Origin of the sequence: Mesorhizobium erdmanii, from assembly GCF_013170725.1 — a bacterium.
Classification (GTDB): Bacteria; Pseudomonadota; Alphaproteobacteria; order Rhizobiales; family Rhizobiaceae; genus Mesorhizobium; species Mesorhizobium erdmanii.
In genome coordinates this window covers 4,029,304-4,048,711 of the sequence record NZ_CP033361.1, presented here as the reverse complement: position 1 = coordinate 4,048,711, position 19,408 = coordinate 4,029,304, and the positions used below count along the sequence as shown (strand labels likewise).

Genomic DNA, 19,408 nt, shown 5'->3' with positions numbered 1-19,408 from the left:
GGTTGTGAATAGCGGGCTATATCTGGAGAGAAATCGCGCCAGGACGGCGTCGCCGACACTACGCAAATGGTTAAAATCAGATTTCTATAATATTAGCAGACACTTAATACTTACCAACTCTGCTGCCCAAGCAACCGAGGGTTAACTGATTGTTAAACCACAGTTGACTCGCCCCGTACGCCAGGGAAGGATCGATTTCAGGACTGGGGGACGACCACCTACAGGGGCGCCTTTGTCCGGGTGTAAATGGGTAACAGGGGAATTCAAATGAAGAAGCTCTACACGCAGTTTCGCGACGACGAAGACGGCGCCGCGATGGTCGAATATTCGATTCTCATCGGCATCATTGCCGCAGCCTCCATCGTTGCTGTCATCGCGATTGGCGGCTGGGTTGGCAGTCAGTTCACCGGCCTCTGCACGAAGCTGAACGGCAAGGGTCTGAACGCCGCGGGCACCGGCACCGGCACCTGCTGATCGGGAAGTGATAAGGGCCGGCGTTTTTTGCGCCGGCCCTTTGCTCGAACCGGTCGCTGTTTGGATAGGCCTTCTTGGGTTTAGATCGCGGTCGAAGTATCCCCATTTCTCACATCCCGCCTAGTCATCGCCAAGATAGGCGATCACCACTCCAAAGTCAGCTTGGCCGTGAACGTAGTGAAATTTGACGTCCCAATTGCCGCTATCATGCATGCGCTCGATCGTCCTCATCAGAGCAGCGCCGCCCTTGCCGAACCTCGTTGACAGCAGGTCATTGACCGCACGGACTCCCCCGGCGCGATAAGCTTTTACGAAATCATCATCCGGCATGGCTAACACCTCCGCTCGCGACTTATATTAGCCGATCCTTACGAGGATTCACATCGATGGCCACCACGCGATCGCCAGCACGACGGCAAGCGACGCGATGAAGGCGTAGAGCGGCATCAGGCCGCCTGCATATAGCCGGCGACCGAGAGCACGTCCTGCTCATCCGTCAGCGTCAGAACGGCACGGGCGTGCTGCTTGGCTATCGCCAACGTTTCCGGGCTATTGATCGTGACGCCTTCGCCCTCCACGAACGTCACTTGGCCGGCGCCGGACTGGATGACTTCCAGTGACGATCCCGAAGGGAGGTTTCGCGTGAAGTCGGTTGTCACCAGGATCGATACCGCGCTGCCGCTGGTGGTCTTCAGCGTCAAACCGGCATCCTCGGCGGAAAGCGTGCAACGATGTGACACTCTGGCAAGCGCCTCGGTCGCAGGCCTGGCCGGGAGACCGGCATCAAGCCTTTGGAAAGGAGAAATGTGGTTCTGTCCGCAAGCTGAAGCGCGAGCGGGTGCTGGCCGACGGCAAGGCAATAGAGGCGAACGAATGGACATATTTGGCATCAAGGCGCTGTTGATCGCCGCATTGATCTTCATTCCGTTCGAACACCTGTTCCACGAACGGCCTCAGAAGACCCTACGCAAGGGCCTGGGTGTCGATCTGATCTATGTGCTGTTCAACGGCCTCATCATAAAGGTGGCCATCGTTCTGATCGCGGCCAACACACTCGACGCCGCGGCAGTCCTGGTCCCGCAATCGACGACGCAGGCCGTCGGCGGCCAGCCGGTCTGGCTGCAGGTCGCGGAGATCATCCTGATCACCGATATCGGCGTCTACTGGACACACCGGGCCTTCCACGAAATCCCCGCGCTTTGGAAATTCCACGCCGTTCACCACGGCATTGATGAACTGGACTGGCTCGGCGCCTTCCACTCCCACCCGGTCGATGCCATCCTCACGAAGGCAATATCGCTGACGCCGGTCTTTTTCCTCGGTTTCTCCGAAGCCTCGATTGCGCTGTTTTCGTCCATCTATTTTGGACACACGCTGCTTGTTCATTCGAACCTGCGGATTCCGTTCGGTCCCCTGAAGTGGCTGATTGCCAGCCCACAGTTCCATCATTGGCACCATGCCAACCAGCGCGAAGCCTATGACAAGAACTTCGCCGGGCAGTTGCCTGTGCTCGACATGGTGTTCGGCACCTACAATGCCACTGGCAATAAAGTGCCGGAAAAATACGGCGTCGATGATCCGATCCCGTCCAGCTACTTCGGCCAGGTCAGCTATCCGCTCCTGCCCCCGGACAAACGATCGGATCGTCCAGTGCCGAGCACCGAAGCCTGACATCGACGGCATCCCGAAGCCGAAAGGCTTTTTCTCGTCGAATCGGCTAAGCCTTGAGGCATGAACGAGACCTCACTCTATGCTCCGGTGAAGCGGTTCCTCGAAAATCTCGACTTCGTCGTGAAGGGGGAGATCGGAGGCTGCGACATCGTCGCGCTGCGCGAGGGCGAGCCACCGGTGGTCGTCATCTGCGAACTGAAACTGCAGTTCAACCTCGAACTGGTGCTGCAAGGCGTCGACCGCGCGGCCGCTTGCGACGAAGTGTGGCTGGCGGCGCGCATGTCGGCGCGGGGAAAGGGGCGCGAAAGCGACGCCCGATTCCGCAACCTCTGCCGTCGGCTTGGCTTCGGCGTGCTTGGCGTGACGGCCAATGACAAGGTCGAAGTGCTTGTCAGTCCCGCCGCGCCGGAACCGCGCAGGAATGCACGGCGGCGATCCCGCCTGGTCGACGAGCATCAGCGCCGCCGCGGCGATCCCGTTGCCGGCGGAGGATCGCGCAATCCGATCATGACCGCCTATCGCCAGAGCGCCCTCACCTGTGCCGCCGCGCTTGTCGACGGACCCAAAAGGCCGCGTGACCTGAAGGCCCTGACGCCGATCGCACCGAAAATCCTGCAGCACAACGTCTATGGCTGGTTCGCGCGCGTCGACCGCGGCCTTTACGATCTCACCGATGCCGGGCGCGCCTCGCTGGTCCGTTGGCCGCAAGCCGCGCACGATGCGCCTCGACACGAGATTTTGATTGCGTCTTCCCCCTGAATAAGGGTGCTTTCCGAGCATGAAACGCCCCTCTTGGTTGATTTATCAGACAAAATATGCTGCTAGTCCCGCCCATGAAGACACTCTGCATGATGGCCATTGCGTCCTTGACGCTGGCCTTCCCGGCCAGCGCAATGGACAATGCCTTGCGTGCCGGGCTGATGAAACTTGATCCGCAAACGCGCCTGGAGCAGCGGTGCGATGCCGAAATCCTCGACCGGATCACCCACGACGATAGCAAGTTCAAGGCCGATCGTGTCGTCGCCTACGCCTTCGCGACACCCGAGATGAGCGCCGATGCGATCCGAAGCCCTGGCGCGGCGTTCCGGAGCAAGGGACAGTGGTACCGGCTTAAATTCAAATGCCAGACCGGGCCGGACCATATGGAAGTCCTGCAGTTGCGCTATCGCATCGGCGATGAGATCCCGGAAGCCGACTGGGCGAAATACAATCTCTACGATTAGTTTTTTCGCGGGGCCGTGTCCGCATCGGCTGGCGAGCCGGCAACGGCTGAAAATCTCCTGTAACGCCCCGGCCACGAAAGTGGTTTTCCAGTGTTGTCTGCCGCGGCGTCTTGACGCCAGCGGACCATGCCTTTAGGCCCGTCTGGACAATCGACAACGAACACTCGGCGAAGGGCTTCCAGGTCGATGGAAATATTTACCGCCGCTGGCATATCGGCTCTTTTTCAGGTCATCGCCATCGACCTTGCGCTCGCGGGTGACAATGCCATCGTCATCGGCCTCGCCGCGGCTGGCCTGCCGGCCGATCAGCGCAAGCGCGCCATTCTCGTCGGCATAGCGGCGGCCACCGTGCTTCGCATTTTCTTCGCCCTGATCACGCAATGGCTGCTGACCATAGGCCCCATGCTGCTGCTCGCCGGCGGCCTGCTTTTGCTGTGGGTGTGCTGGAAGATGTGGCGCGAATTGCGCGTCAGCCACGATGACGAGCGCAACGCCACCGAAGCCCTGTCGAACGGTGATTTCGACAAGGACGGTGTCATTGGCGGCAAGGGCCAGCGCAAGACCTTCTCGCAGGCGGCCTGGCAGATCGTCATCGCCGACGTGTCGATGTCGCTGGACAACGTACTGGCCGTGGCCGGCGCGGCCATGAACCACCCGACGGTGCTGATCATCGGCCTGGCCCTGTCGATCGCCCTGATGGGCTTTGCCGCGTCGTTTGTCGCGCGCCTGCTGCACAAATACCGCTGGATCGCCTATATCGGCCTGGCGATCATCCTCTATGTCGCGGTCAAGATGCTGCTTGACGGGGCCGTACAGCAATTCCCGGAGCACTTCGGTTTCCTGGAGCCCTGGTTCGGATCTGGGGGCCACTGAACCACCCGAAGACGCGGAGCAGGTTGTCGGCCGGTTTGCTTGATTGCGGAAGCCATGCTATTGCGCCGCGCGTATTGGCTCCTGCCACGCGCCACAGACCGACATTTACAGCGACTTGAGGCCGGACCAGCATTTCGGCCCGTGCCCCATTGGAAACTTGCCTATGTCCGCCCCTCGCGTCAGTTTCGTCAGCCTTGGATGCCCGAAGGCGCTCGTGGATTCCGAGCGCATCATCACGCGCCTGCGCGCCGAGGGCTACGAGATCGCCCGCAAGCATGACGGCGCCGATCTCGTCGTGGTCAACACCTGCGGCTTCCTGGATTCCGCCCGCGACGAATCGCTCAACGCCATCGGTTCCGCGCTTTCGGAAAACGGCAGGGTCATCGTCACCGGCTGCCTCGGCGCCGAGCCGGAGGTGATCCGCGAGAAGCACCCCAATGTGCTGGCGATCACCGGCCCGCAGGCCTATGAGAGCGTGATGGCCGCCGTGCATGAGGCAGCACCCCCCTCGCACGATCCGTATATCGATCTGCTGCCACCGCAAGGCGTCAAGCTGACGCCGCGCCACTATGCCTATCTTAAGATTTCGGAGGGCTGCAACAACCGCTGCACCTTCTGCATCATTCCCGCACTGCGCGGCGACCTCGTCTCGCGCCCCGCCGCCGATGTGCTGCGCGAAGCCGAGAAACTGGCCAAGGCCGGCGTCAAGGAACTCCTCGTCATCTCGCAGGACACCAGCGCCTATGGCATCGACATCAAGTACCAGACATCCATGTTCGGTGACCGCGAGGTGCGCGCGAAATTCCTCGATCTTTCGGAGGAACTGGGCAAGCTCGGCATCTGGGTGCGCATGCACTATGTCTACCCGTACCCGCATGTCGCCGACGTCATCCCGCTGATGGCCGAAGGAAAGATCCTTCCCTATCTCGACATTCCGTTCCAGCATGCCTCGCCGCAGGTGCTGAAGAACATGCGCCGGCCGGCGCATGGCGAAAAGACGCTCGAACGCATTCGCGGCTGGCGCGACGTGTGCCCGGATCTCGCTATTCGCTCGACCTTCATCGTCGGCTTCCCCGGCGAGACGGACGAGGATTTCGAGATGCTGCTCGACTGGCTGGACGAGGCCAAGATCGACCGTGCCGGCTGCTTCAAATACGAGCCGGTCAAGGGCGCCCGCTCCAACGACCTCGGCCTCGAGCAGGTTCCGCAGGAGGTCAAGGAAGCACGCTGGCACCGCTTCATGCAGCGCCAGCAAAAGATCTCGGCAACGCAACTGGCAAAAAAGGTCGGGAAGCGCCTGCCGGTGCTGATCGACGAGGCGCACGGCAACGCTGCGAAGGGTCGCACCAAATACGACGCGCCCGAGATCGACGGTTCGGTTCATATCCAGTCGCGCCGCCCAATGCGTGCCGGCGACATCGTCACCGTCAAGATCGAGCGCGCCGACGCCTATGATCTCTACGGTTCGGCTGTCTGAACCTTTTCAGGATTGCTCCCGGGAAAATGAAAAGGGCGCCTCGCGGCGCCCTCTCCATATTCTGGTGTGCCGACGCTTACTGCGGCAGCTTGTCGTCGACGCCCTTGATGTAGAAATTCATGCCGAGCAGCGTGCCGTCGTCGGCGACTTCGCCGTCCTTCAACCACGCCGAGCCGTCCTGCTTGGCGATCGGTCCGGTGAAGGGGTTCCAGCCGCCCGCGATCTTCTTCTCGGTCGCTTCGGCCATCGCCTTCACGTCGTCGGGCATGTTGGTGTAGGGGGCGAGCTTGACCGCGCCGTCCTTGATGCCGAGCCAGACATTGTCCGGCTTCCAGGTGCCGTCGATGGCCGCCTGCACACGGCTGATGTAGTAAGGGCCCCATTCGTCGGTCAGCGAGGTCAGCTGCGCGTTCGGCGCGAACTTGATCATGTCGGACGACTGGCCGAAGCCGTGCAGCTTGCGCTCCTCGGCCACCTGCAGGGCGGCGGTCGAATCGGTGTGCTGGACGATGATGTCGGCACCCTGGTCGAACAGAGCCTTGGCGGCGTCGGCTTCCTTGCCCGGATCGAACCAGGAGTTCACCCAGACGATCTTGGCCTTGAAGTTCGGATTGATCGACTGCGCGCCGAGCATGAAGGAGTTGATGCCCATCACCACTTCCGGGATCGGGAAGGAGACGATGTAGCCGGCGACGCCGGACTTCGATTCCTTGGCGGCGATCTGGCCAAGCACGTAGCGGCCTTCATAGAAGCGGGCATTGTAGATGCCAAGATTGTCACCGGTCTTGTAGCCGGTGGCGTGCTCGAACATCACCTTGGGAAACTTCTTGGCGACCTTTACTTCGGCGTCCATGAAACCGAACGACGTGCCGAAGATGATCTTGCAGCCTTCGCGCGCCAGGCGCTCGAAGGCACGGTCGGCATCGGGGCCTTCGGAGACGTTCTCGAGATAGGCGGTCTCGACCTTGTCGCCGAGCGCCTTCTCGACCTCGAGCCGGCCCTGGTCGTGCTGGTAGGAGTAGCCAAAATCACCGATCGGGCCGGTGTAGACCCAGCACGCCTTCAACTTGTCGGCAGCCTCCGCTGACGCGGCCAGCGACAATGCCGCTGTCGTCGTCATCAGGGCAATAAGCAGTTTTTTCATTGTGTTACCTCTCTGAGTTTGAGCCTTGGAGCTTCCCGTTTGTTATTGTTGTCAACGATCCGGAACGAATGGCTGCCCCAAGGAAGCCGGCGTGTTCATCATCGTCAGACGCTTGTTGCGCGAGATTAGAACGAGAACCACGACAGTTGCCAGATAGGGCAGAGAAGAAAGCATCTGCGAAGGCACTGGAATGCCAAAAGCCTGTGCATGAAGCTGGCCGATCCACACCGCGCCGAAGATGTAGGCGCCGGCCAGCACCCGCCACGGCCGCCACGACGCGAACACGACGAGCGCCAGTGCGATCCAGCCGCGGCCCGCGCTCATGTTTTCGACCCATTGCGGCGTGTAGACCAGCGACAGGTGGCCACCGGCCAGACCGGCGCAGGCGCCGCCGAAGATCACCGAGAGGTAGCGATAGCGGATGACCTTGATGCCAAGCGCATGCGCCGAGGCGTGGCTGTCGCCGATCGAGCGCAGCGTGAGGCCGGTGCGCGTCTTGAACAGAAACCACATCACGGCGGCGGTCAGCGCGATCGAGATGTAGAAGATCGGATCCTGGCCGAACAGCAGCTTGCCAACGATCGGGATCGAGCTCAGGCCGGGAATGTCGAGGTTGGGCAGCCTCACCCCGGGCTGGCCGACGAAGCTCGTCCCGATCATGCCGGAGAGGCCGAGGCCGAGCAGCGTCAGCGACAGGCCGGTCGCCACCTGGTTGGTGGCGAGCGACAGCGTCATGACGGCGAACAGCAGCGAAAACACCGCCCCCATGGCGATTGCCGCCAGAAGGCCGATCCAGGGCGATCCGGTCAGGTAGCCGGCCCCAAAGCCGCCGACCGCGCCCATGATCATCATGCCTTCGACGCCGAGATTGAGCACGCCGGAGCGTTCGACCACCAGTTCGCCGATCGCCGCGATCAACAACGGTGTCGCGGCCGTGGCGATGGTCAGGAGGATGTTGACGGTGATGTCCATCAGCGGGCTTCCTTCAACTTCGGCGTGGCTTCGAGCTTCGCCGCGCCGTCTTGTTTCGTCAGCGCCAAGCCGATCAGGCGGATGCGGTAGTGGATGAGCGTGTCGCAGCCGAGCACGAAGAACAAAAGCATGCCCTGGAAAACCCGCGCCACCTTGTCGGAAATGCCGAGCGCGCTCTGCACCGCCTCGCCGCCCAGATAGGTCAGCGCCAGCACGAGGCCCGCGGCGATGATGCCGAGCGGATTGAGGCGGCCAAGGAACGCCACGATGATGGCGGTGAAGCCGTAACCGGGCGAAATGACCGGCTGCAACTGCCCGATGGCACCGGAGACTTCCGAAATGCCGGCAAGGCCGGCCAGCGCGCCCGACAGCAGGAAGGCGAAGAACACCATGCGGTTGAGGCCGAAGCCGGCGAAGCGCCCTGCCCGCGGGCTGGAACCGAGCACGCGCACCTCGAAGCCTTTCAGCATGCGGCTCATCAGGATCCAGATCAGCACCGCGGCGACCAGCGCGAAGACAAAGCCCCAATTGGCGCGTCCGGCGTCCGGCATCAGTTCCGGCAGCACGGCGGAGTCGCCGAACTGGATCGTCTGCGGGAAACCATGGCCCTGCGGATCGCGCCATGGGCCGCGCACCAGCCAGTCGAGGAAGAGCTGCGCGACGTAGACCAGCATCAGGCTGGTCAGGATCTCGTTGGTGTTGAAGCGGGTCTTGAGCAAGGCCGGGATCGCCGCATAGGCCGCACCGCCGACCATGCCGAGCAGAAGCATCAGCGGCAGCACCAGCGGCCCTTCGAACTGCGGAAACAGCACCGGGATGGCGGAGCCGAAGATGGCGCCGAAAACGAACTGGCCCTCGGCGCCGATGTTCCAGATGTTGGCCTTGTAACAGACCGACAGGCCGACCGCGATCAGGATCAGCGGTGCCGCCTTGATCGCCAGCTCGTGCAACTGCCAGACTTGGCTGATCGGCTCGATGAAGTAGATCCGGAACGCGGTCAGCGGATTGACGCCGAGCAGTGCGAACATGATCGCCCCGGCAATGATCGTCAGCGCGAAGGCGATGAACGGCGACAGGGCCGAAAACAGCGCGGAGCGCTGCGGACGTTTGACGAGTTCGAGGCGCATCATGCCGTCTCCAGCGTATGTTCGGCGTGGCCGGGCTCGGCGCCACCCATCAGCAAACCGACCTTCTCGAAGGTTGCTTCGGCGATCGGCATCGGCTTGGACAGCTCGCCATTGTGCATGACCGCGATCGCATCCGATATTTCGAACAGCTCGTCGAGATCCTGGCTGATCACCAGCACCGCCGATCCGCTGCGCGACAGCTCGATCAGCGCCTGCCGGATATTGGCGGCGGCACCGGCGTCGACGCCCCAGGTCGGTTGGTTGACCACCATGACGCTTGGCCGGCGATCAAGCTCCCGGCCGACAATGAACTTCTGCAGGTTGCCGCCTGAAAGCGCTGCCGCTTCCGGATCCGGCGCGCTCTTGCGCACGTCCATCGCCTCGATGATGCGTTGCGAGGCGGCGTAGACGGCGCCGCTCTTCACCATCCCGCCAGTGCCGACGAAAACCTTACCGTCCGTGGCATGGCGCGACAGCAACAGGTTTTCCGAGAGTTTCATGCGCGGCGCGGCGCCATGGCCGAGGCGCTCCTCCGGCACGAAGGCGGCGCCCAGCAGGCGCCGTCCGGTGATGGTCAGCCCACCCGCATCCTTGCCACGGATGCGTACCGAGGCTGCATCCTGCTGCAGCACCTCGCCGGAGACGGATTCAAAGAACTCGCCCTGGCCATTGCCGGCGACACCGGCGATGCCGATCACTTCGCCGGCACGGACATTGAGGGTGATGTTCTTGAGCGGAATGGAAAACGGCGTCGCCGGCTTGCGGCTGAGTCCGCGGATTTCGAGCAGCGGCTGCGCGGTTTCGATGCCCTCGACCGGCGCTCGCACGACGGCCTGCACCTCGTTGCCGACCATCATGCGGGCGAGCGACGCCGCTGTCTCCTCGCGCGGGTTGCAATGACCGACCACCTTGCCGTGTCGCAGCACGGTGGCACGGTCGCAGATGCGTTTGACCTCTTCCAGCCGGTGCGAAATGTAGAGGATCGATTTACCTTCCGCCCGCAGCCGCTCCAGCGTCTCGAACAGCTTGTCGGCTTCCTGCGGCGTCAGCACCGAGGTCGGCTCGTCCAGGATGATGAGCTGCGGCGTCTGCAGCAGGCAGCGGATGATCTCGATGCGCTGGCGCTCGCCGACCGACAGGTCGCCGACCAGCGAGTCCGGATCGAGCGGCAGGCCGTAGCTGTAGGAAAGCGCCCTCGCCTTCGCGGCGATGCTGCTGATCGGCGAGCCGTCATCGAGCGAGAGCGCGATGTTCTCGGCCGCGGTCAGCGCCTCGAACAGCGAAAAATGCTGGAACACCATGCCGATGCCGAGCTTCTTGGCGGCACCCGGGCTGGTGATGCGCACCGCCTGCCCGTTCCAGAAAATCTCGCCGGAATTGGGCTCCAGCGAGCCGAACAGCATCTTGACCAGCGTCGACTTGCCGGCGCCGTTCTCGCCGAGCAACGCGTGGATTTCACCCTTGGCGATGTTGAGGTCGATATGATCGCACGCCGTCAGCGTGCCGAATATCTTGGTCAGGCCACGAACCTCAAGCAGGTTCGCCCCATCATGATTTGCACTCACAGTGCCTCCCATCTGGTTAGCCAGATATGTTCTGTGTTCCCGCAAGCATGGTAGGCGCCGCCGGCTCTAGACGGAAAGCGGCACGCGTCTTGAAAGAGCTTCAAGAATTTCAGCGGAATTTCAAGGGATAGCAAGCCTGGCGGGACTAAGGAATGAGAATGGTCGTCCCCGTCGTCCTGCGACCCTCAAGATCCGCGTGCGCCTTGCCGGCGTCCTTCAGCGCATAGCGCTGGTTGATCTTGATCTCGACGGCGCCGCTGAGCACCACTTCGAACAGCGCCGCCGCGGAGGCGTCGAGGTCCTCGCGTTTCGCGTTGTAGACGAACAGCGTCGGCCTTGTGGCGAACAACGAGCCCTTCTGCGCCAGCAGCGACATCGAGAAGGGCGGGATCGGCCCCGAGGATTGGCCGAAGCTGACGAACATGCCGAGCGGCTTCAGGCAGTCGAGCGAGGCCGGAAATGTGTCGTTACCCACCGAGTCGTAAACGACGTCGCATTTCCTGCCGCCGGTGATGGCGGCAACGCCGGCGACGAAATCCTGCTCCTTGTAATTGATGACATGGTCGAAGCCGTGCGCCTTGGCGAGCTCGATCTTGTCGGAGGAGCTTGCCGTGCCGAGGACGGTGGCGCCGAGATGCTTGGCCCATTGCCCCAGAATGAGCCCGACGCCGCCAGCCGCGGCATGGAACAGGATCGTGTCGCCAGCCCTTACCTTGAAGGTCCGGCGCAGAAGATATTCGGCGGTCATGCCTTTCAGCATCATCGCGGCCGCCTGTTCGTCGCTGATGCCGTCTGGAACCTTGACCACCCGGCTGGCATCGATGACGCGCTCTTCGGCATAAGCGCCTGTCGTCACGGCATAGGCGATCCGGTCACCCGGCTTCAGCCAGTCAATATCCTGGCCAACCTCCAACACCACGCCGGCCGCCTCGCTGCCGGCAACGAGCGGAAATCCGCCGGGCGGCGGATAGAGGCCGGAGCGATGATAGACGTCAATGAAGTTGAGGCCAATCGCCGTATGCCTGACCAGGATCTGGCCCGAGCCCGGCTGGCCGGGATCGTTGTCCTCATAGGTCAGAACTTCCGGGCCGCCATGAGCGTGGATGCGGATCGCTTTGGACATGGATTAAGCTTCCTCTGGAAGGTCAGGCTTTCTTGGCGCCGAGATTTGGAAATAGCTGCATGACGCCGCCAATGCAGGCGAGGTAAAGCCCGCTGATGGTGATGCCGATCTTGATGAAAGTGCTGACTTGTTCGCCCAGCACGCCGATCTCATCGTAGAAAGCCGCAAGAGCGGCCTGCGCAAGCGCGAGCGCGCCGAAGGCGCACCACAAAAGCGTCATGGTGAGATTGATGGGCCGCAGCCGCACGACCCGCACCGGATGGATGAAATTGATCGGGATGAAGGTCAGAATGCCGGCCACCACCACAACCGCGAACGACACCCATTGTCCCGGCTCGATGACGAACAGCGTGAACACCACCATGTTCCAGACCACGGGGAATCCCTTGAAGAAATTCTCCTTCGTCTTCATGCCGGTATCGGCATAATAGATGGCGCTGGAGACGACGATGATCGCCGCCGATAGGAACGACAGCCCCTCACCCATGAAGCCGCGCTGGTAGAGCGCGAAGGCCGGGATCAGCACATATGTGACGTAGTCGATGATGTTGTCGAGGAGCTCGCCCGACCAGGTCGGCAGGATTTCCTTGACCTCGAGCTTCCTGGCGATCGGTCCGTCGATACCATCGACGAACAGGGCCAGTCCAAGCCACCAGAACATCGCCGTCCAGCGTTCCTCGCTCGCCGCCACCAGCGACAGGAAAGCGAGGAACGAGCCCGACGCCGTCAGCAGATGAACGGAGAATGCCCTCGCCTGCGGCCAGGTGACTTTCTTCTTCGGCCGCGGAATCCGGTCCGTGATCTTCTTGGCGGCTTTGCGTGCCGCCGTGTTCCTGGCCGACATGTTTCTGGCCGATGTGTTCTTGCTCACGGGCCCCGCCAATCCAGCTTGCAGATTTCGGCCGAGCGGCCGGCAAAGTTCCAGTTGCGGCCAAAGGCCCGCATCTTGCTCTTGTCGGACCTCGCCACGATGATCTCCGGCGCGATCCAATATTCTGAATTCGTGATCACCGTATCCTTCTCGCGATCCTTGCCGGTGATCGGCGTGACCGCTCCATCGATGATCTTCGGTATCTGGAAGATACGGGTCTTGTCCCGCGTCTCATAGGTGATCGGCACCTGTTCGACACCCAGGAATTTTCCAACCAGGATCGACAGCAGCGAGGTTGTCCCGCCCGCCTTGCCGGTGAAGATCTTCGTCAGTGCCTTGACGGCGTAGACCGAAGCACGTTTGTCGATGAACAGGCCGGCGGTCCAGTTGCCACGGCTCATATAGCCCGGGATTTCCATGATCAGCCCAAGGTTGAGGCCGGAGAGGTCGACCTCGCCGAAGTGACCGGCATCGATACGGAAACCCGCCCAGGTCTGGCAGTAGCCCTCGGTCGGTGGGTGGCTGCCGAGCGACAGCACGCAAGGGCAGAAAACCGTGCAATTGCAGGAGAGTACGAGCTCCCCTTTCATCGCCCAGCTCTGATCTGTCATTGAAGTTCCCCCACTCACAGCGAGACTACTAGCAGCGCGGCTGCCCAGACAAGCAGTATCGCACCGGCCAGCCGGGTTGGAAGACGGCCGCTCGTCTGTTTTTCAATCAGGGTGAACAGGCCGATCAGTGCCATCCAGAAGATGTTCATGACGCCGACCGCGAACATCACGAGCATCAGCGCCCAGCAGCAGCCGAGGCACCAGAGGCCTTGCGCGACACCGAGCCGAAGGACGCGGATGGCTTTGGCGCTCCAATTCGAAAACAGGACCGAGAACGGGTTGCGACATTTATTCAGGCAGGCCTCCTTGAGGCCGCTGAATTGGTAGAGACCGGCAACCAGCAAGGCGAGCGCGCCGGCTATACCAAGCAGCGGATCGTACATGTCGCCGGACGCGGCGAATGCATGCAGGCCGAGTGTCAGCGCCGAAAACAGCATCGAGGCAGCGAGCCAGACGCCGAGATAGCCAGCAACCAGCACCAGCGGGTGCACGACCGGCTCGCCCTTGATCCGGGCTGTGTCGGCGATCTCGCAATAGGTGCGTATCATCGGTGCCGCGGACGGCAGCATCGCGGCGATTGCCATCAGGAACCACATCAGGGTGAGTGCCACGGCACGCAGACCGATGCTGGCGTCCAGCGGCGCCGGCGACAGGCAGAGCGCGAAGAACCGTTCGAGGAAATCGGGCAGCGGCAGCTGCGGCAGGCCGCGCAGGAGCGTGTCGCCGGGCGCGCTGCCCCGAGCCTCGGCACCGCGAACGGCCATCGAGGCCAATGACAGCCAGGCGAGCAGAATGCCGGCGCCGACAACGATATTGACCGTCAGACGCGGGTGGCGCGCGATATCGGCCATGGCGCGGCCGGCGCGGTCGAGATGGCTGAAATCGTCCTGGTGGCCGGTCATGACACCCGAATGGGCCGAATCGCCGCGTTGATCAAGCCGCATGATCTGACCTATATGCTCATCGACTGGCAGGCCTGGTGGCCCGCCCCGCATCGCAAGCCGGAAGCCGATCTTGGAGCATCAGCAAACAGCGCCGATACTGATTGCCGGCACCGGGCCGGCAGGCCTGATCGCAGCACTGGCTTTCGCCGATGCCGGCTTCCCGGTGACGCTTGTCGGGCCTGAGGCGTCGCCCCCCGATGGCCGCACCACGGCGCTGATGAACCCAGCCCTGAAGGTCCTGGAGCGGCTTGATGTCCTCGCAGATATCAAGCCCAAGGCCGCGCCTTTGAAAGTCATGCGCATCGTCGATGCGACCAGACGGCTGATCCGCAGTCCCGTCGTCACCTTCCGGGCCAGCGAGATCGACGAGGACCAGTTCGGCCTGAACCTGCCCAACAGCGTCCTTGGCCCGGCGCTTGCTGGCAAGGTGGCCGCGCATTCGGGGATCGAATGGCGCAGATCGATGGTGACGACCTGGCGTCTCGATGCCGACGAGGCCCATGCGACCCTCGCCGACGGCAGTGAGGTTGGCGCATCGCTGGTGGTCGCCGCCGATGGGCGCCAGTCGCCGGCGCGCGAGGCAGCGGGCATTTCGACCGGCTCGCGGGCCTATCCACAGGCCGCGCTCGTGCTCAATTTCGGCCATGGAAGCGAGCATGCCTTCACCTCGACCGAGTTCCACACCGAGACTGGCCCGTTCACGCAGGTTCCGTTGCCCGGCAAGCGCTCGAGCCTCGTCTGGGTGGTGAAACCCGAGACCGCAAAGGAGCTCGCCGCACTGGATGACGCAACGCTCTCAATGCGGGTCGAGCAGCAGATGCAGTCGATGCTGGGACGCGTGACGGTGGAGCCCGGCCGCCAGATCTATCCGCTTTCGACGGTGACGCCCCTGCGTTTTGCGCGAGACAGGGTAGCGCTTGTCGGCGAAGCCGCGCATGTGTTTCCGCCGATCGGCGCGCAAGGTCTCAACCTTGGCATCAGGGATATCGACGATCTAGTTGGAATTGCTAACGAAAATCGAGGCGATCCTGGCAACGCCAAGGCTCTCGCAGCCTACGATTTCAAGCGCCGGCCCGACATTCTGGCGCGCAGCGGCGCGGTCAACCTGCTCAACATGTCGCTGCTCTCCGACATGCTGCCGGCGCAGATGGCCCGCGGCGCCGGCCTCGGCGCGCTCGGCGGCTTTGCGCCGCTACGCGCCTTCTTCATGCGCGAAGGGCTTCGTCCCGGCAGCGGTTTTGCAGCACTTGCGGGCCGCCCGCGAAAACCAATGCGGCAGCAGTAGCGACTTTGCGGATTTATCGCGACATCGCGGCATCGATCAAAAACCTTTGCTCCGCATTCTGCGTAGCTTGAAGGCGTTCAAGCGCTTCGGGATTGAATTCGCTCGGAGTCTGCGCCAAATAAACTCAAGGAATTCAGTGGTGAGTACGATGAAAACAGCCAAATTCGCGATTGGACAGGTGGTTCGCCACCGGCTGTTTCCGTTTCGAGGCATCATTTTCGACGTCGATCCGCAATTCGCCAACACCGACGAATGGTACGAAGCCATCCCCGCTGATGTGCGACCGCGCAAGGACCAGCCTTTCTACCATCTCCTCGCCGAGAATTCGGAAACCGAATACATCGCCTACGTGTCGGAGCAGAATCTGCTTGAGGATCAGTCGGGCGAGCCAGTCCGCCACCCGCAGATCAAGGAGATGTTCGACAAGAAGCCGGACGGACGCTACGAGCCGAAACGGCAGTCCAGGCACTGACTTTCGAGCCATCCGTCAGGAAATCGAACCATGGCCTGGAACGAAAAAAGCGGGGCATGACCCCGCTTTTCCTTTGATTCGAGAAAGACCCGAACCGGTGATCAGTTGGCGGTCTTGGCCTTGTCCTGCTCGTCCTTGAGCTTCTTGGCGAAGTCCTGGTTGTTCTTGGCGACAAAGTCCTGGAGCTTCTTCTGCCGGTCCTCGATGTCCGACTGCTGCAGCGGCGGGCCGTCATAGGCGCCGCTGAAGCCCTGCAGGGCGATCTTGATCGGGTTGGCCTGGTTCTGGAAATTGATCGAGGTCAGCGTGATGCCCTGACCTTTCTTGAACGAGGCGACGAGCTGGTCGGTCAGCGGCACCTCGGCCACGCAACGATCCGGGAAGCAGATGACATAATCGAGCTTCTGCGCCTTGCCGGTGTCGATCTGCAGGCCAATGCCGGGAGGCACGAGGCGACCGGTCGGGACCGTAACCTGGAACACCTTGCGGTTCACCTTGCCCTTGAGTTCGATCAGGCTCACACCGGTGACGAGCTGGCCGTTGCCGGCGGTAACGATGTTCTGGACATTGCAGATGTCGACGTCTTCCTGCTTGGTGCAAGCCTTGAACCAACCCTGTGGAATCTGGGGCTGCTGCTGTGCGGAAGCAGAGGGAAGTCCTGCACCCAGAAAGCCGACCACGCCCGCGGCCATGACCGAAAGGCGGTACGCATTGCTGTTCAGGCTCGTCATGTCGTGCACTTCCTCTCAAATGATCCCGGAACCGGCTTCTGTGCGCCGTGTGGTCCAGCTACCTGTTGCCGAAATGAGGCAACAGAATGACTTCGGACGGCGTGTTACACTGCAAGCGGTGCTGAATCCAGCCCGCTCACTTGTAATTCTTGATGACACCATTGGCCGGCACACAGCTGCCTCATGCTAGGGTGCGCACCGAATCATCAAGCCGACCTGTTAAGGAGACGGTCATGGGCCGCGTTCTTGTTTGGCTGATCACCGCGATATCATTTCTCACCCTGTCGCTGCCGGCGCTGTCCGAGCCGAAATATGCGATCGCCATGCAGGGCGAACCCGCCCTGCCGCCCGATTACGCCCATTTCAACTACGTCAATCCCGACGCGCCGAAGGGCGGCAGCATCACTTATTGCGTCGTCGGCAGCTTCGACAACCTCAACCCTTTCATCCTGAAAAGCCTGCGCACGACGGCCCGCGGCATGATGGACACGATCTACGGCAATCTGATCTTCGAGCCGCTGATGCAGCGCAATGCGGATGAGGCTTTTACCCTTTATGGGCTGCTTGCCGATACCGCCGACATGGACCCGGAGCGCAAGAGCATCGAGTTCCACCTCAACCCGAAGGCCAAATGGTCGGATGGGCAGCCGGTGACGCCGGAGGATGTGCTGTTCACCTATGATGCCTACACTCAAAAGGGCCGCCCGCCCTACAGCGACCGCATGGCCAGGATCGCCAAGCTGGAAAAGACCGGCGACCACAGCGTGCGCTTCACCTTCAACGACAAGGCCGATCGCGAGTTTCCCTTGATCATCGCGCTGACCCCGATCATCCCCAAGCATGCGTTCGACATGGAGACGTTCGACAAGACGACGCTGAAGCCGTTGATCGGCAGCGGCCCCTACACGATCGCGCAGGTGACCCCCGGCCAGCGCATCGTCTTCAAGCGCAACCCGGAATATTGGGGCAAGGACGCCCCCGCCAAGCGCGGCTTCGACAATTACGACCAGATCACCATCGAATATTTTCTAAACGCCAACGCCAAGCTGGAAGCCTTCAAGAAGGGCCTTTGCGCCATCGACGACGACAGCGATCCGGTGAAGCGCGAGCGCGATCTCGACTTTCCCGCCTTCCACAGAGGCGAGGTCGTCTCTGAAACCTTCGACACCGGCATTCCGCCTGTCGTGACCGGTTTCCTGTTCAACACCAGGCTACCGAAATTCGCCAACCCGGTGGTTCGGCGCGCGCTCGGCATGCTTTACGATTTCGAATGGGCAAACAAGAACCTGTTCGGCGGCAAATACACGCGCACGATGAGTTATTGGCAAGGCTCCGAGCTTTCCGCGCTCGGCCATCCGGCCGACGACCGGGAAAAGGCGTTGCTGGCGCCCTACCCCGGCCGCGTACCGGCCGAGATCATGGACGGCACCTGGAAACCGCCGGTGACCGACGGTTCGGGCCAGGACCGCAAGGTGCTGAAGGCGGCTTTCGATCTCTTGAAAAGCATCGGTTACCTTGTGCAGGACGGCACGATGCTCGATCCCGACGGCAAACCTTTCGCATTCGAGATTCTGACCGCTTCGCAGGACGAGGAGCGCCTGGCTGGGATCTACCAGCGCACGTTGGAGAAGATCGGCATCAACGTCAGCATCCGCAGCCTGGACGGCGATCAGATCCAGTCGCGCAAGCAGCGTTTCGATTTCGAGGCTCTGATCGGCTCGAGCGGCTTCAACAATTCGCTGTCGCCTGGCATCGAGCAGATCGGGCGTTGGTCGTCCGCCGCGGCGAAGACCGAAGGCTCGTTCAATCTCGCCGGCGTTGCCGACCCGGCGATCGATGCGGTAATCGACGCCATGTTGCGCGCTCGCTCCAAGGAAGACTATATCGCCGCGGTTCGCGTTCTCGACCGGCTGCTGATCTCGGGCAACTACATGGTGCCGACGCAGTACAACACGCAGCAGTGGCTTGCGTACTGGAATTACCTGGAACATCCGAAGAAGACGCCCATATTCGGTTATCAGCTGCCGACATGGTGGCGCAAACCGAACTGAAGATCCGGAGATCGAGATGAGCGAAGCGAACGCCATAACCGTCGATGTGGTGTCGGATGTCGTCTGCCCGTGGTGCTTCATCGGCCAGAAGCGGCTGGACAAGGCGGTTGCAGCGGCTGGCGATGTCGATGTCCATATACGCTGGCGGCCGTTCCAGCTTGATCCGACCATTCCACCGGGTGGCAAGGACCGTCGCGAGTATATGCTGGCCAAGTTCGGCAGCGACGAGCGCATTCGCGAGATCCATGCTCGCATCGAGCCGCTCGGCGAGGCAGAGGGCATTTCCTTTGCCTTCGAAGCCATCAAGGTGGCGCCGAACACGCTGGATGCGCACCGCCTGATCCGCTGGGCGGGTGCTGCCGGCGAAGCCGTGCAGAACAGGCTGGTCCGTCGCCTGTTCCAGTTGAATTTCGAGGAAGGTGTCAACATCGGCGACCACTCCGTGTTGGTGGAAGCGGCCCGCGACGCCGGCATGGACGCCTCCGTGGTGGCCACCCTCTTGCCGACCGACGCCGATGTCGAAGCGGTGCGCACCGAGATCGCCACGGCATCGCGCATGGGCATATCAGGCGTGCCGTGCTTCCTGCTCGAAGGCAAATATGCCGTGATGGGCGCACAGGACGTCGATACGCTGGCCGATGCAATCCGCCAGGTGGCGGCCGCCAAGGCGCGCGGAGAATTGGACAAGGTTGGCTGAGGCAAGCCGGTCTTGCCCTGTGCGAGAAGACGCGGCGGTTACTTCACCTTGCTGACGAAAAATCCATGGCCATTTGTGGCGATGCAGTCAGTTCCTT

The 19,408-nt window shown here is 62.0% G+C and carries 21 protein-coding genes; 10 read left to right on the top strand and 11 right to left on the bottom strand.

The window, feature by feature from the left end; genetic code table 11:
* Positions 1-267: 267 nt before the first annotated feature.
* Positions 268-474 carry a Flp family type IVb pilin gene (locus EB233_RS19620; protein ID WP_064988707.1) on the top strand — a complete coding sequence of 69 codons (207 nt, stop codon included), beginning with the start codon at positions 268-270 and terminating at the stop codon, positions 472-474.
* A 120-nt stretch (positions 475-594) separates the two neighbouring features.
* Here EB233_RS19620 and EB233_RS19615 read toward each other — a convergent pair whose 3' ends face one another.
* Positions 595-804: a hypothetical protein gene (locus EB233_RS19615; protein WP_064988706.1), complete on the bottom strand. Its 210-nt coding sequence runs from the start codon at positions 802-804 to the stop codon at positions 595-597.
* 116 nt (positions 805-920) lie between these two features.
* Positions 921-1,175: a hypothetical protein gene (locus tag EB233_RS19610; protein ID WP_064988705.1), complete on the bottom strand. Its 255-nt coding sequence runs from the start codon at positions 1,173-1,175 to the stop codon at positions 921-923.
* A gap of 172 nt (positions 1,176-1,347) precedes the next feature.
* On the opposite strand from EB233_RS19610, the gene EB233_RS19605 reads away from it, so the two are divergent.
* The 5 genes from EB233_RS19605 (at position 1,348) to rimO (ending at position 5,718) form a co-directional block, all read left to right on the top strand.
* Entirely contained in the window at positions 1,348-2,145 is a 798-nt protein-coding gene (locus tag EB233_RS19605; protein ID WP_064988704.1) for a sterol desaturase family protein, read from the top strand.
* A 60-nt stretch (positions 2,146-2,205) separates the two neighbouring features.
* Complete coding sequence (locus EB233_RS19600) at positions 2,206-2,904, top strand: DUF2161 domain-containing phosphodiesterase (RefSeq protein WP_027054208.1); 699 nt, start codon at positions 2,206-2,208, stop codon at positions 2,902-2,904.
* Between the two features lie 56 nt (positions 2,905-2,960).
* The gene (locus tag EB233_RS19595) at positions 2,961-3,368 is read left to right on the top strand and encodes a DUF930 domain-containing protein (protein ID WP_064988703.1); all 408 of its coding nucleotides are present in this window, start codon (positions 2,961-2,963) and stop codon (positions 3,366-3,368) included.
* A 186-nt stretch (positions 3,369-3,554) separates the two neighbouring features.
* Positions 3,555-4,241, top strand: a complete 687-nt coding sequence (locus EB233_RS19590) for a TerC family protein (protein WP_064988702.1) — start codon at positions 3,555-3,557, stop codon at positions 4,239-4,241.
* A gap of 163 nt (positions 4,242-4,404) precedes the next feature.
* A complete protein-coding gene (gene rimO, locus EB233_RS19585) occupies positions 4,405-5,718 on the top strand; it encodes a 30S ribosomal protein S12 methylthiotransferase RimO (protein ID WP_064988701.1) in 1,314 nt (437 codons plus the stop codon).
* Between the two features lie 76 nt (positions 5,719-5,794).
* On the opposite strand, the gene EB233_RS19580 is transcribed toward rimO, so the two are convergent.
* The 8 genes from EB233_RS19580 to EB233_RS19545 all read right to left on the bottom strand — a co-directional run bounded on the left by EB233_RS19580 (position 5,795) and on the right by EB233_RS19545 (position 14,075).
* Complete coding sequence (locus EB233_RS19580) at positions 5,795-6,862, bottom strand: BMP family ABC transporter substrate-binding protein (RefSeq protein ID WP_064988700.1); 1,068 nt, start codon at positions 6,860-6,862, stop codon at positions 5,795-5,797.
* Positions 6,863-6,913: 51 nt separating this feature from the next.
* Positions 6,914-7,834 carry an ABC transporter permease gene (locus EB233_RS19575; RefSeq protein WP_064988699.1) on the bottom strand — a complete coding sequence of 307 codons (921 nt, stop codon included), beginning with the start codon at positions 7,832-7,834 and terminating at the stop codon, positions 6,914-6,916.
* Positions 7,834-8,964 (bottom strand): ABC transporter permease, encoded by a 1,131-nt coding sequence (locus tag EB233_RS19570; protein WP_064988698.1) that lies wholly within the window; start codon positions 8,962-8,964, stop codon positions 7,834-7,836. Before EB233_RS19570 ends, EB233_RS19575 begins: the two co-directional genes overlap by 1 nt.
* A complete protein-coding gene (locus EB233_RS19565; RefSeq protein WP_064988697.1) occupies positions 8,961-10,538 on the bottom strand; it encodes an ABC transporter ATP-binding protein in 1,578 nt (525 codons plus the stop codon). The genes EB233_RS19570 and EB233_RS19565 overlap by 4 nt, the downstream gene beginning before the upstream one ends.
* Positions 10,539-10,671: 133 nt before the next feature.
* Positions 10,672-11,649, bottom strand: coding sequence for a quinone oxidoreductase family protein (locus EB233_RS19560; RefSeq protein ID WP_064988696.1), 978 nt, complete (start codon positions 11,647-11,649; stop codon positions 10,672-10,674).
* 22 nt (positions 11,650-11,671) lie between these two features.
* Entirely contained in the window at positions 11,672-12,493 is an 822-nt protein-coding gene (pcsA, locus tag EB233_RS19555) for a phosphatidylcholine synthase (RefSeq protein ID WP_027054199.1), read from the bottom strand.
* A gap of 23 nt (positions 12,494-12,516) precedes the next feature.
* Positions 12,517-13,131, bottom strand: coding sequence for a DUF1326 domain-containing protein (locus EB233_RS19550; protein ID WP_064988695.1), 615 nt, complete (start codon positions 13,129-13,131; stop codon positions 12,517-12,519).
* Between the two features lie 14 nt (positions 13,132-13,145).
* Positions 13,146-14,075, bottom strand: coding sequence for a DUF2182 domain-containing protein (locus tag EB233_RS19545; RefSeq protein ID WP_081293961.1), 930 nt, complete (start codon positions 14,073-14,075; stop codon positions 13,146-13,148).
* Between the two features lie 70 nt (positions 14,076-14,145).
* On the opposite strand from EB233_RS19545, the gene EB233_RS19540 reads away from it, so the two are divergent.
* Both EB233_RS19540 and hspQ read left to right on the top strand, forming a co-directional pair.
* Positions 14,146-15,360, top strand: coding sequence for a UbiH/UbiF family hydroxylase (locus tag EB233_RS19540; protein WP_064988694.1), 1,215 nt, complete (start codon positions 14,146-14,148; stop codon positions 15,358-15,360).
* Positions 15,361-15,508: 148 nt separating this feature from the next.
* Positions 15,509-15,832: a heat shock protein HspQ gene (gene hspQ, locus EB233_RS19535; RefSeq protein WP_027027770.1), complete on the top strand. Its 324-nt coding sequence runs from the start codon at positions 15,509-15,511 to the stop codon at positions 15,830-15,832.
* Between the two features lie 101 nt (positions 15,833-15,933).
* On the opposite strand, the gene EB233_RS19530 is transcribed toward hspQ, so the two are convergent.
* A complete protein-coding gene (locus EB233_RS19530; protein ID WP_015317881.1) occupies positions 15,934-16,563 on the bottom strand; it encodes an invasion associated locus B family protein in 630 nt (209 codons plus the stop codon).
* Positions 16,564-16,796: 233 nt separating this feature from the next.
* Here EB233_RS19530 and EB233_RS19525 point away from each other — a divergent pair, with 233 nt between their 5' ends.
* The gene (locus EB233_RS19525; RefSeq protein WP_064988693.1) at positions 16,797-18,614 is read left to right on the top strand and encodes an extracellular solute-binding protein; all 1,818 of its coding nucleotides are present in this window, start codon (positions 16,797-16,799) and stop codon (positions 18,612-18,614) included.
* 16 nt (positions 18,615-18,630) lie between these two features.
* The gene (locus EB233_RS19520) at positions 18,631-19,311 is read left to right on the top strand and encodes a DsbA family oxidoreductase (protein ID WP_064988692.1); all 681 of its coding nucleotides are present in this window, start codon (positions 18,631-18,633) and stop codon (positions 19,309-19,311) included.
* Positions 19,312-19,408 lie beyond the last annotated feature (97 nt).